Origin of the sequence: Pantoea sp. JZ29, assembly GCF_035190385.1 — a bacterium.
Taxonomy (GTDB): Bacteria; Pseudomonadota; Gammaproteobacteria; order Enterobacterales; family Enterobacteriaceae; genus Pantoea; species Pantoea stewartii.
The window spans coordinates 1569068-1581379 of sequence record NZ_CP045241.1; the positions used below are offsets into that span (position 1 = coordinate 1569068).

Sequence of the window (12312 nt, forward strand, 5' to 3'; positions counted from 1 at the left end):
ATGCTTAATAAACATCTTTTTACTGCGCATCGACAGTTGATTTATCAGATGACGAAGCGAGAAATCACCAGTCGTTACAGGGGTTCTGCATTAGGTATGTTGTGGTCCTTTATCAATCCACTACTAATGCTCATTGTTTATACATTTGTATTTTCGGTCGTATTCAAAGCTAAATGGCCGGGTACTGCTGAAGAGTCAAAATCTCAGTTTGCAATCATTCTTTTCGCAGGGATGATTATCCATGCATTTTATTGTGAAGTGTTGAATTTATCCTCAGGAAATATTGTTGGGAACTCTAATTATGTCAAAAAAGTGGTTTTCCCTCTCGAAATATTGACGTTAATAACATGCTTCGCAGCTTTATTTAATATGTTTATTAGTACAGTTGTACTATTTTTAATAAACATAATTTTAGGTGATGCACTGCACTGGACAATGATATTAACTCCTGTCGTAGTTTTACCGCTATTTATACTGGCAGTCGGCACTGGTTGGTTAGTGTCTGCACTTGGTGTATACATTCGAGATATAAGTCAATTCATGGGCGTATTGACGTCGCTACTTTTATTTCTTTCTCCTGTTTTTTTCTCTTTAAATTCTTTACCTGCAGAATTCAGGGGGGTTATAGAATTAAATCCTCTGACATTCATTATCGAGCAATTCAGGAAAGTGTTTATTTTTGGTGAGTTGCCTGACTTCCTCGGAATAGCGATTTACACTGTGGTAAGCCTGATTTTTACTTTTATTTCATATCGTATTTTCAATAAATTGAGGAAAGGATTTGCTGATGTCCTCTAAACAATTTGCTATAGAAATCGATAATGTAAGTAAGTGTTTTTTCGTATACAAAAAACCTATTGACAGGCTAAAACAGTTTATTTTTCCAAAGGTTGGATTAAAGAATAAGAAATATTACGATGAGTTCTGGGCTGTAAATAAAGTTTCTTTAAAAATTAAACCAGGTGAAACGGTTGCAATAGTCGGTAGAAATGGTTCAGGTAAATCTACACTATTACAGATGATATGCGGAACGCTTCAACCAACGTCAGGTAAAATTAAAGTACAAGGTAAGATCGCTGCTTTACTTGAATTAGGTTCAGGTTTCAATCCAGAATTTACCGGTAGAGAAAACATCTATCTAAATGCTTCTGTGTACGGTTTAACCCGTGATGAAATTGACAAAAAATTTAACAGCATCGTGAGATTTGCAGATATTGGTGACTTCATTGAACAACCAGTAAAAACATACTCAAGCGGCATGTACGTAAGGCTTGCTTTTGCTGTTATTGCTCATGTTGACGCCGATATTTTAGTTATAGACGAAGCTTTAGCTGTAGGTGATGCTGTCTTTACACAAAAATGTATGCGGTTTATTCGCGATTTTCAAAAGAATGGCACTTTGCTTTTTGTTAGTCATGATATGTATTCTGTACAAAACTTGTGTGAAAAAGCATTATGGTTAAATAAAGGCAATACACTTAATTACGGGTTGTCTAAAGATATTGCAGAAGAATATTTGAAATTTACCCTTGAGCAAATCTACGGTGAAAGTGCTATTTTAGAAGATGTCGGTGATAAAGCTAAAAAAGAGGAGTTGACAGATACGACTCCGTCGATAATTGATTACAAGGCTGATGTTAAAGTAATAGATAACTTGTCTGAGTCAAACGGCTGGAAAACAGGACATGCTGAGATTACTGGCGTAACACTAAAAAATCTGTCGCATGATGATGATATAATGCGCGGAGGTGAGACAGTAAGAGTAACTATAAATGCACTAGCCCATAGCTCACTGGATGCTCCTATTTTAGGTTTCTTAGTCAAAGATAAGCTTGGACAGTATCTTTTTGGCGAAAATACACTTGTGATTACAGGTTCAGCCCCGCCAACTTATCATGCAGGTCAAAAATTTTCAGCCACCTTTGAGTTTGTATTGCCGATGTTGCCAAATGGTGATTATGCTTTAATGTGCTCAGTTGCTAATGGTGACCTTGTTAATAATATTCAGCATCATCATTTGCATGATGCGCTTTTTATTAAAGTTTTCAACAGCCAGGTACGTTGGGGACTGGTCGGAGTTAAGTTTAGTAAAATAAAAATGGAAGCCAAATGAGTAATTCTCTTTCTAAATTATATCAAGAACACGATAACAAACGTTCTGATAAGTGGGAACTCTATATCGGTGTTTATGATAATATTCTCATGCCAGTTAAAAACGAAATTAAGAGCGTTTTTGAGATTGGAATTCAAAATGGCGGCTCGCTGGAGATTTGGGATAAATATTTTACTAACTTAAATGCTATAGTTGGATGTGATATTAACCCAAAATGTGCTGAACTCACTTATGAAAATAGTAAAATCAACGTACTCGTTCAGGATGCTAATCTTCCTGATACGGTATCATTGATAAAAGACCGTTTTCCATTGGGTTTGGATTTGATTATTGATGATGGCTCCCACACCAGTAAAGATATCATCCTATCCTTTCTTAACTATTTCCCGTTATTGAATCATAATCGTTTTATGATCATTGAAGATTTACATTGTAGCTATTGGAAAGATTTTGGTGGCGGCCTTTATGATCCAATGTCGTCCTTAGCTTTCTTAAAGAAGTTAGCGGATTGCATTAATTTCGAACATTGGGGAACGCCATCTAAAAGTCGGAAAAAATTTCTTAGTGAGTTTGAAAAGTTTTATGGTGTGAACATTGATGAAGATCTTATTTCGGAAATCCATAGTGTCACATTTTATAATTCAATTTGTATTATTACTAAGAAACCAGCTGAATCTAACCAGTTAGGTCGCCGTATCATGGCTGGTACGACACAACAAGTTATCTCCCTGGATAACGTCACAATGCAAAGTCAGGCTCCAGACCAGTCGGAAAATTTTTGGTCTAACATATACAGTTCTCCTGAATCTTTATATCCTGATTTATTGGGAAAAAACTATAACTATTTAAAAGAAATCGAAGATCTAAAGAATTCGAGTTTATCATTCGAAAATGAAAAATCGGAATTAAATGCTAAGATCGCTTCTCTTAAAGATGAATTGAACATTGCTAACCGTGAAGTCGATAGTATCAGAAATTCATTTTCATATCGTTTGATTAATAAAATAAAGTCATTTTTTGGAACTCATAAATGAATAAAATTAAGCCTCTTGCTTTTTATCTTCCTCAGTTTCATCGTGTTAAAGAAAATGACGAGTGGTGGGGAAAAGGGTTTACTGAATGGACAAATGTTGCCAGAGCAAAACCCAATTTTAAAGGCCATTATCAGCCTCATGTTCCTGCGGATCTCGGGTTTTATGATCTTAATGATGTCGAAAACATGCGAGAGCAGGCCGACTTAGCTCGTGAGCACGGGATACATGGTTTTTGTTTTTACTACTACAGGTTCAAAGATGGAAGACGTATATTAGAGAAGCCATTAAATAACTATGTCGAAAGCGACATTGATTTTCCATTTTGTTACTGCTGGGCTAATGAAAACTGGACTAAAACATGGGATGGTTTAGACAAAGAAGTCCTTCTTGAGCAAAATCATGGAGGAAAAGACGATATTGATTTTATAAACGAATTGATCAGCGTCTTTAAGGATGAGAGATACATAAAAGTAGATGGTAAACCAATGCTCCTTGTATATCGCGCTGATCTGTTAGTGGATTCGATATCACTAACGAAGAGATGGCGTGAGATAGCTAAGGAGGCGGGTTTCCCTGATTTACACTTATGCGCTGTACAATTCTATGGAATAGAAAATCCAGCCGATTATGGCTTCGATGCTGCCGTTGAGTTTCCACCTCACAAATTTATTGGGCCAGAAAATCGCCCAGATAGGACTGAGGAAATAACTAATCCGGAGTTTTCAGGCGGTATTGTTGATTACAGAAAAGTATTGAGTCAGGCTATTCGGCGAACCGTGCCAGATTATCAATGCTATCGAGGTATTATTCCTTCATGGGATAACACAGCAAGACGTCAGCATACAGGGCATATATTTGTCAATGCCTCAGCTAAGCTATATCAATTTTGGTTGTCATATTTGGTTGATTATACGAAAAAATATTTACCAAATGGTCAGGAATTTGTATTTATAAATGCATGGAACGAATGGGCAGAAGGCGCACATCTTGAACCTGACTTAAAAAATGGTCGCGCATATCTTGAGGCTACTTTGTCTGCGATCAACGAAAAAAAAATCGATATCAAGAGTGTGATTGTTAATGAAGACCTTTTAGCCTTTTTAGTAAAAAACTCTTCAGAAGAAGAAATTCGCATGATAAATGAAGCTATTCGGTTATCTTATTACTCACCTGAAAGTGTCACTTTGAGTAATAACTCGCATAGCTATCAAAACGTGAGACTCCGTGATTACATTAGAGTAAACCATCCTGGGGTTTATAAATTCATCCTTCCAATTTATAAACTGGTAAGAAGATTCAGATGAAAACAGTTGCTGTTATTGCTCACTACGATATAAATAATGTGATTGATGATTATTTATTAATCTTATTCAAAAAGTTATTTCTGGTATGCGATAAAATTGTGGTTGTTACAACCTCTGGAATAGATCCGAACAGCCAGTCTGCGCTTCATGCGTTAGGTGATTTAGAAGTTATTACGCGTGAAAACGTAGGCTACGATTTTTTGAGTTATAAAACTGGAATTAATAGTATAACCGATCTGTATTTATATGATAGATTATTAGTTTTGAATGATAGTTTTTATGTTAACGAATCCTTTAACTTAGAAAATATTCTTCTTGAAAGTGAGGGTAAAGATATTTTTAGTCTCACATCAACTAACCAGTTTAGATACCACTTGCAAAGTTATTTTCTGGTTTTTAATAAGAAAGCTATATTGTCTAAATGGTTTTTTAAATTCTGGCGTAGTATCTTTACCTATAAACGCAAAATGAAGATCATTTTCGATTATGAAATGGGATTGACATCTACAGCTTTACATGAAGGCTTAAAAGTAGGGAGCGTTATTTCATTTGAACATAAGGACAATCCTTGCCATAAAAATGTTGAGGAATTATTTTCTAAGATAGGTATCGTCAAAATTGATGTGCTAAGAAATAATATATCATATTTTGATGTTAATAGATTAGATAAAGCAGATATAGTTCGCGCTCATCTGCTTAGAACAACATCTGCTTATAGTCAACGTAAGTTGGAGTTTGGGAAGAATATTAAAGCTGGAGATAACTTTTTTGAGTACTCACATATTTCTGATATCCATGCAAATATAGCGGTAATCATACATATATTCTACCCTGATATTTCTTCAGAAATCCGCGAATATATTGAAAAAATTCCTAAAAACATTGATGTTTTTATTACTGTTCCCGAAGAATCTTACATTCCTGGTATTATAGATTTATTCATAGCAAGCGCATCTTCGCTATTTATTGCTGTTACGGAAAATAAAGGACGTGATGTTTATCCGTTTGTTAAAGTAATGCAGTCGTATGACTTTAAAAAATACACAATGGTTTTAAAGTTACATACTAAAAAGAGTAAATATAGCACGTTAGGAGATATATGGAGAAAAAATATTTACTCTGGTCTTCTTTCATCTGCTGCTAATATTGATAAATTATATTCTTCTTTTAATGAAGGGCAGGTAGGTATTGCCGCACCATTCAAAGATTACCTCTCCAGTGAGAATTATTGGGGGGCGAATAAAGAGCGTGTTTATACTTATGCTAAACGCTTAGGGATAGATAATGACAAAATTAATCTGTTCTTTGTTGGCGGCACAATGTTCTGGTTTAAACCAGATGCCCTTTACCCTCTTGTAGAGCTCATTTGTGAGAAGGATTTTGAAGAAGAACTCAACCAGCAGGATGGGACTTTTGCTCATGTATTTGAAAGACTAACGTGTTTGTCAACAATGAGTAAAGGCTATAAAGCCATAGACATAAATGAATTTTTTGAGGTTGACCATTCCATGGTAAAAAATAACGAAGTAATTGTTCTTAAGTGAAGAGCGATATGATCGATACATTCGCCTTTTATTTTCCACAGTTTTATTCAACAGTGGAAAACTCTGAATGGTGGGGTGAAGGGTTTACGGATTGGGATCTGGTTCGTGATGCTCGCCCGCAGTTTCCTATGCATAATCAGCCAAGATTACCCACAAATGGATATGTTAATCAATCGAATCCTTCAGTGATTGCCTCGCAAGCGGAACTTGCCAGAGATTATTCTTTAACGGGTTTTAACTTCTACCATTACTGGTTTAACGGCAAACCTTATCTTGATATACCTATCAAAAATTTGCTTGGTCAGCCTTCTGTCAATATTAAATTTATGATGACATGGGCGAATGAGAGCTGGACTCGACAATGGATTGGCAAGCCAAACGAATTTTTGATCAAACAGAATTATTATAGTAACGATTTTGAAATCGTATCACATTATGATTACCTGAGCCGTTTTTTTCAAGATGATAGATACTATAAGATAAATAATAAACCTGTTTTAAATATATACAGACCAGAGCTTATACCTTCGCTACATAGCGTTTTATCTAAGTTTGATGATCTTGCCAAAAAAGATGGTTTCGATGGATTGTACTTTATTGCTTGCAGAAGTTATGATATTTCTAACGCTGATAATGTTTATAAGCATTTTGATGCGATAATGAATTTCAATCCTCGCTATGCAATAAATTTTTATCTTAACAAAAGTAAATTCCCTAAACTTGAGAAAATTGCTCGTAGTTTACCCGAGAGTATACAGTCAACTATCTCCAGGTTTCGTAAAAATAATTCAAGTATAAAAAGATTTGATTATAATGGTTTTATTTCTTCATTAATGCATAGCGAAAGCTTTGTTTTGAATAAACCTGTATATCATTCGGTTTTTCCCGACTGGGATAATACTGCTCGTTATGGTGAAAGAGCGACGTTGTTCGATAATGTTTCTGTAGAAAATTATAGAGAAGCACTTTCGCTAGCTATTGGTAAGCTCTCAAACTCTCATCAACCACTTTTATTTATTAATGCTTGGAATGAGTGGTCGGAAAGCGCTTACCTTGAACCAGATGACAAGCGAAAAAATGCATTTCTGGAAGTGACCCAAAGCGTTCTTTCCACAAATAGATCACGTCGATGAGTTTTTTACATTTGGGTTTGTGATGGTGAATAGTGAAAATTATAGCTTCTGTTGTTCTTTATAAACATAATTATAATGATATTAAGAGTACCTTAGATTCTTTAATCGCTGACGAAAGTATTGATAAAATTGTCCTTGTTGATAATGGGAGTCATTGTCTTTGGCTTTCAGAGTTAACGAATGCTAAAATCGAAATAATCAATACCCGCCATAATCGTGGTTTTGGTGCGGGTCATAATACAGTTTTGTCAAAATATACAGACTCAGCAGATTATTTTCTTATTTGTAATCCTGATATCTCATTTCCGAAAGGTGAGATGTCAAAGCTTTATGATTATTGTCTGGCAAATAACGTTGATTTTTCTATTCCCAAAATAGTTTATCCTGATGGTACATTACAGTATGCCTGTAAGTTGTTACCTAATCCTGTTCAGCTTTTTGCCAGACGTTTTTTTAAGAATAGCGGCGGTGAGCTAAATCAGCAGTATGAATTACATCAGGCTGACTATGGTAAACCTTTTTTTGCACCATCATTTTCGGGTTGTTGCATGATATTAAGCAATGCTGCGGTTAAATATTCTGGCGGCTTCGATGAAAGGTTTTTTCTTTATTTTGAAGATGTTGATTTGTCACGACGTTTATGTGATTCCGATTTGAAAGTAGTTTATTGCCCAGTATCTGTTGTTTATCATGAGGCACAAAGGAGATCTTATATCAAATATAAATTTCTTTTTTACCATATCGTTTCGGCTTGTAAGTACTTTAATAAGTGGGGATGGTGGCGTGATATAATAAGAGCTAAATTGAACAAAAAATGCCTTAGTCAGTTCTATTAACCAGATCTTACATATTCGTCTCTTCCATTTATTATTTCCTTTAATTAACTTCCACGGAAGGTCTGTTATTAGTATCATGTCACTATCTTAACTGATCATAAGAACACTTGTAGATTGATCTTCAGACAGGAGTAAAAAATGTCCAAGCAACAAATCGGTGTTGTCGGTATGGCAGTCATGGGGCGCAACCTGGCTTTAAACATTGAGAGCCGCGGTTACACCGTTTCTGTCTTCAACCGCTCACGCGAGAAGACCGATGAAGTGATCGCTGAGAATCCGGGTAAGAAGCTTGCGCCGTTCTACACCGTTGAAGAGTTTGTCGATTCGCTGGAAAAACCACGCCGCATTCTGCTGATGGTTCAGGCAGGTGAAGCGACTGACAAGACTATCGCCTCCCTCACCCCGCATCTTGATAAAGGCGATATCCTGATCGATGGTGGTAATACCTTCTACAAAGATACCATTCGTCGCAACAAAGAACTTTCTGATCAGGGCTTTAACTTTATCGGCACCGGTGTTTCCGGTGGTGAGGAGGGCGCTCTGAAAGGTCCATCTATCATGCCTGGTGGCCAGAAAGAAGCCTATGAGCTGGTTGCACCTATCCTGGATAAAATTGCAGCTCGTGCTGAAGATGGCGAGGCTTGCGTGACTTATATCGGTCCGGACGGTGCGGGTCACTATGTCAAGATGGTCCACAACGGTATCGAATATGGCGACATGCAGCTTATTGCCGAAGCTTATGCGCTGCTGAAAGGTGCGCTGGGTCTGAATAACGAAGAGTTGGCCGCAACTTTCACTGACTGGAACAATGGTGAACTGAGCAGCTATCTCATCGATATCACCAAAGATATCTTCACCAAAAAAGATGAAGACGGACACTACCTGGTTGATGTCATCCTTGATGAAGCCGCTAACAAAGGTACCGGTAAATGGACCAGCCAGAGCTCTCTGGACCTGGGCGAGCCGTTATCCCTTATCACCGAATCGGTGTTTGCCCGCTATCTGTCATCGCTGAAATCACAACGTGTTGCCGCGTCAAAAGTGCTGAGTGGCCCGCAGGCAAAAGCCTTTACCGGCGATAAAGCTGAATTCGTTGAGAAAGTACGCCGCGCGCTCTATCTGGGCAAGATTGTTTCTTACGCGCAGGGTTTCTCACAACTGCGTGCTGCGTCCGAAGAGAATAACTGGGATCTGCATTACGGGGAAATCGCTAAGATTTTCCGTGCCGGCTGTATCATCCGTGCCCAGTTCCTGCAGAAAATTACTGATGCTTACGCAGCAGATGCGGGTATTGCTAACCTGCTGCTGGCACCGTACTTCAAAGATATCGCGGATCAGTATCAGCAGGCACTGCGTGATGTGGTGTCTTATGCGATTCAGAACGGTATCCCTACACCGACATTCTCTGCGGCGATCGCTTACTACGATAGCTATCGTTCAGAAGTGCTGCCCGCTAACCTGATTCAGGCACAGCGTGACTACTTCGGCGCACATACTTACAAGCGTATTGATAAAGACGGTGTGTTCCATACTGAGTGGTTAGACTAATCACCCGATTTTAAAATGTTTAAAGGCTTCCCAAGGGAAGCCTTTTTTTAACCGACTAATAAGTCCCCACTCCTCACCGCCTTATCGCCCGCCAGCCTTAACACCAGCATGCCTGCCGTCGCAAATCTGGCCCAGTGCCGCGCGTATAGCACGCCTCCAAATTCTGCGACCAGCGGGGTGATGTGGTCGGTGACAGGATCAACAATCTCCGCAACCACTTCTCCTGGACGGATTCGCGCGCCTAGCGGTTTGCGATACAGGATCAGGCCCGATACCGGTGAGTGAACATATTCACAACCCGCCAGCGGCGTCGGGGGATTTTTAAGCGGCGGCATTAAAGCCGACGTGCCTTCGGTGTGACGCTGCTTGATAATATTGCCTTCTTCTGCGGCCTGCGCCACACCAGGCGCACCCAGTCCGGTGCCGCTCTCATCCACACCGACCACATCCTCGCCGCCGCTCACCACCGACACCAGCTCATCACCGCCAATCACCGGCGCAGCGACTTCAACAGACACGGACGTATCGGCCGCAGAGATATAGCCGGATTCCTGCAACGCGTTAATGATCGCATCTGCGTCCTGCTCAGCCTGTTCAGGCGAGACATCACGTACGCCACGTAGCTCCAGCGTTACCGGCAGCAGGCCGCGCGGCATCGGGAATGTTTCACCAAATTTTTCAGCCAGCGTCAGCCAGGGTTCACAGCAGGCTTCGTCGAAGGGCTCACCCCCCGATATCTGTGCCAGTAGCTGCACTTCACTGCCCAGCCAGCGTGCTAAGGGTTCGATATCCGGCCATGCATGTGGCGTGGTGTAAAGGTGTGGAACCGCCTCCCAGTCACAATGCAAATCAATCATCAGATCGGCCTGACTGGCCATGCGCATCAGCGTATAACGCTGGGCTTCCAGTTCAGTTTTGGCGATTGTGTCACGGTAGTAACGGTCAATCGCATCACGAATCAGCTGCCGGTTCTGACTCTCATTCTGGGTCAGCGTCTCGGCCAGTTCCCCCGCCAGAAGTGCACCCAGAGACGGGAATTTGCGGTTAAAATCCTGGCCGGACTGTGCGTGGAAGCGTCCCAGATGCGTACCGTGCCAGTGTTGGCTCAGGGCCAGCGGATTGGATACCGGTATCAGGGAGAAAAAAGCTTTGAGTCGTCCGGCAGATTCCAGCGCCTGTAAACGCTGCTTAAGATACCAGGCCACCGCCATCCCCGGGATCTCGTCGCCATGTAAGGAAGCCTGAATATAGACCTGGCGACTGTGATCATCGCCAAAATGAAAACTGATAATTTCACGCTGGGTGCCGAGAGAGGCGCTTAACAAAGGGTGATGTTGTTGGTACATACCGTGTTAATGTCCTTTTGTCGGTTCAGGGGCGGACAAATGCCGCCCATAAAGTCATTGAGTATAGTCATGCAGACGGAGGAGGGGGAAAAAGCCTGCCCTGACGTTACGGTTGAATGGAAATATCCGTGGCGAAATATTTCTTTTGCAGTTTGTCAAAGGTGCCATTTTTCTTAATGGCAGCGAAGGCATCATCCAGCGCAGTTTTCAGTTCGGTATCGCCTTTACGCAGGCCAATCGCCGTGCCCGGCCCGATGATCGGGTCTTTCACAATCGGCCCGGCCAGTTCAAACGCGCTGCCCTGAGGTTGTTTGAGAAAACCGTTTGCCGCCTGAGCCGCATCGGTAAAGACCGCATCAAGGCGCCCGGCCACCAGATCACTTTCAACCTGCGCCTGATCGCCATAGGGCACGACCGTCACGCCAAAAGGTTGCCATTTTGCCCGGGCATAACGCTCCTGCACGGTGCCTTGTTCTACGCCGACGGTTTTGCCTTTCAGCGATTCCGGGGTGGGCAACAGGCCCGACCCCTTACGCGCGATAAGCTGGGTGTGCGTATCGTACAGCGGCACGGTAAAGTCGATTTGCTTCAGTCGCTCTTCGGTGATGCCCATATCAGACAGAATGGCGTCGAATTTACGCGCTTTAAGCGCCGGAATCATCCCGTCGAACTGGCTTTCCACCCAGACACATTTGGCCTGCATCTGCGCGCACAGCGCGTTACCTAAATCGATATCAAAGCCGACCAGCTTCCCCTGCGGCGTTTTGGATTCAAAAGGGGGATAGGTGGGATCAACAGCGAAGCGAACCTGCTCAATTTTCGCCTGGGCGCCAAACGCGCAGCCAGCCAGGAGGGCCAGCGCTAACGCTTTGTGTAAACGGGTTTTCAGAGAAGTGATTGCCATAGTTTTCGGTCTTCTGTTGTCGTAATAGTGTATTACGCAGAGTACCTTTCACCCGGGATGATGGCAATTAGAGGATGATTTTCACAATGTTAGCCTGGCAAAGGCCACGGTAATCCTGGGTATTCAGTACGACAGACTGGTCGAGTACGCCGGCGTTAAAGGCAATCTCGTCATAGCGCTCAAACAGCAGCGGGTCGACCACCACAGTTAAATCAGGATGAAAGCTGAACGGGGGAATCGCACCAAATACGCAGCCGGTCAGCACATCGACCTCTGCGGGCGAGGCAAGGGATGCCCGGCGTCCGCCTACGGCTGAGGCGACTTTACTGAGATCGGCCTGCTGATCCGCAGGCAGTACCGCCAGAACATGTTGTTTGACGCCATTGCCTTTCACATGACACACCAGCGCCTTTGCGCCCTGTCCGACTGCCGTGCCGCGAATTTTGGCAACGGCTTCACATTTGCCGGTTGCCTCATGCTGCATCAGGCGGTAACGCGCGCGATGCTGGTCGAGCAGAGCAATGAGTTTTTCATGCGTAGTCACGGTAAA

At 41.6% G+C, this 12312-nt stretch carries 11 protein-coding genes; 8 read left to right on the forward strand and 3 right to left on the reverse strand.

Annotation, left to right across the window (positions count from 1 at the left end; all coding sequences use genetic code 11):
- The 8 genes from GC090_RS07345 to gndA all read left to right on the forward strand — a co-directional run bounded on the left by GC090_RS07345 (position 1) and on the right by gndA (position 9512).
- Entirely contained in the window at positions 1 to 798 is a 798-nt protein-coding gene (locus GC090_RS07345; RefSeq protein ID WP_324021230.1) for an ABC transporter permease, read from the forward strand.
- Positions 788 to 2113 (forward strand): ABC transporter ATP-binding protein, encoded by a 1326-nt coding sequence (locus GC090_RS07350; protein ID WP_262959266.1) that lies wholly within the window; start codon positions 788 to 790, stop codon positions 2111 to 2113. The genes GC090_RS07345 and GC090_RS07350 overlap by 11 nt, the downstream gene beginning before the upstream one ends.
- Complete coding sequence (locus GC090_RS07355; RefSeq protein WP_324021232.1) at positions 2110 to 3147, forward strand: class I SAM-dependent methyltransferase; 1038 nt, start codon at positions 2110 to 2112, stop codon at positions 3145 to 3147. Before GC090_RS07350 ends, GC090_RS07355 begins: the two co-directional genes overlap by 4 nt.
- Entirely contained in the window at positions 3144 to 4451 is a 1308-nt protein-coding gene (locus GC090_RS07360; RefSeq protein WP_324021233.1) for a glycosyltransferase WbsX family protein, read from the forward strand. The genes GC090_RS07355 and GC090_RS07360 overlap by 4 nt, the downstream gene beginning before the upstream one ends.
- Positions 4448 to 5995, forward strand: a complete 1548-nt coding sequence (locus GC090_RS07365) for a rhamnan synthesis F family protein (protein ID WP_324021235.1) — start codon at positions 4448 to 4450, stop codon at positions 5993 to 5995. The genes GC090_RS07360 and GC090_RS07365 overlap by 4 nt, the downstream gene beginning before the upstream one ends.
- An 8-nt stretch (positions 5996 to 6003) precedes the next feature.
- Positions 6004 to 7128, forward strand: a complete 1125-nt coding sequence (locus tag GC090_RS07370) for a glycosyltransferase WbsX family protein (protein ID WP_324021237.1) — start codon at positions 6004 to 6006, stop codon at positions 7126 to 7128.
- Between the two features lie 32 nt (positions 7129 to 7160).
- Positions 7161 to 7964, forward strand: coding sequence for a glycosyltransferase (locus tag GC090_RS07375; protein ID WP_262959261.1), 804 nt, complete (start codon positions 7161 to 7163; stop codon positions 7962 to 7964).
- 138 nt (positions 7965 to 8102) lie between these two features.
- A complete protein-coding gene (gndA, locus tag GC090_RS07380) occupies positions 8103 to 9512 on the forward strand; it encodes an NADP-dependent phosphogluconate dehydrogenase (protein WP_162286462.1) in 1410 nt (469 codons plus the stop codon).
- 47 nt (positions 9513 to 9559) lie between these two features.
- Here gndA and GC090_RS07385 read toward each other — a convergent pair whose 3' ends face one another.
- From GC090_RS07385 to GC090_RS07395, 3 genes are all read right to left on the reverse strand, one after another.
- A complete protein-coding gene (locus GC090_RS07385) occupies positions 9560 to 10858 on the reverse strand; it encodes a succinylglutamate desuccinylase/aspartoacylase family protein (RefSeq protein ID WP_162286463.1) in 1299 nt (432 codons plus the stop codon).
- A gap of 106 nt (positions 10859 to 10964) precedes the next feature.
- The gene (locus GC090_RS07390) at positions 10965 to 11762 is read right to left on the reverse strand and encodes an ABC transporter substrate-binding protein (protein WP_033740450.1); all 798 of its coding nucleotides are present in this window, start codon (positions 11760 to 11762) and stop codon (positions 10965 to 10967) included.
- Positions 11763 to 11829: 67 nt separating this feature from the next.
- Complete coding sequence (locus GC090_RS07395; RefSeq protein WP_006119835.1) at positions 11830 to 12306, reverse strand: YbaK/prolyl-tRNA synthetase associated domain-containing protein; 477 nt, start codon at positions 12304 to 12306, stop codon at positions 11830 to 11832.
- Between the last annotated feature and the right edge of the window lie 6 nt (positions 12307 to 12312).

Excerpts from the sequence above, each read along its gene's own strand:
- GC090_RS07345 (WP_324021230.1), top strand. The coding sequence starts at position 1 with ATGCTTAATAAACATCTTTTTACTGCGCATCGACAGTTGATTTATCAG.
- GC090_RS07350 (WP_262959266.1), top strand. The coding sequence starts at position 788 with ATGTCCTCTAAACAATTTGCTATAGAAATCGATAATGTAAGTAAGTGT.
- GC090_RS07355 (WP_324021232.1), top strand. The coding sequence starts at position 2,110 with ATGAGTAATTCTCTTTCTAAATTATATCAAGAACACGATAACAAACGT.
- GC090_RS07360 (WP_324021233.1), top strand. The coding sequence starts at position 3,144 with ATGAATAAAATTAAGCCTCTTGCTTTTTATCTTCCTCAGTTTCATCGT.
- GC090_RS07365 (WP_324021235.1), top strand. The coding sequence starts at position 4,448 with ATGAAAACAGTTGCTGTTATTGCTCACTACGATATAAATAATGTGATT.
- GC090_RS07370 (WP_324021237.1), top strand. The coding sequence starts at position 6,004 with ATGATCGATACATTCGCCTTTTATTTTCCACAGTTTTATTCAACAGTG.
- gndA (WP_162286462.1), top strand. The coding sequence starts at position 8,103 with ATGTCCAAGCAACAAATCGGTGTTGTCGGTATGGCAGTCATGGGGCGC.
- GC090_RS07385 (WP_162286463.1), bottom strand. The coding sequence starts at position 10,858 with ATGTACCAACAACATCACCCTTTGTTAAGCGCCTCTCTCGGCACCCAG.
- GC090_RS07390 (WP_033740450.1), bottom strand. The coding sequence starts at position 11,762 with ATGGCAATCACTTCTCTGAAAACCCGTTTACACAAAGCGTTAGCGCTG.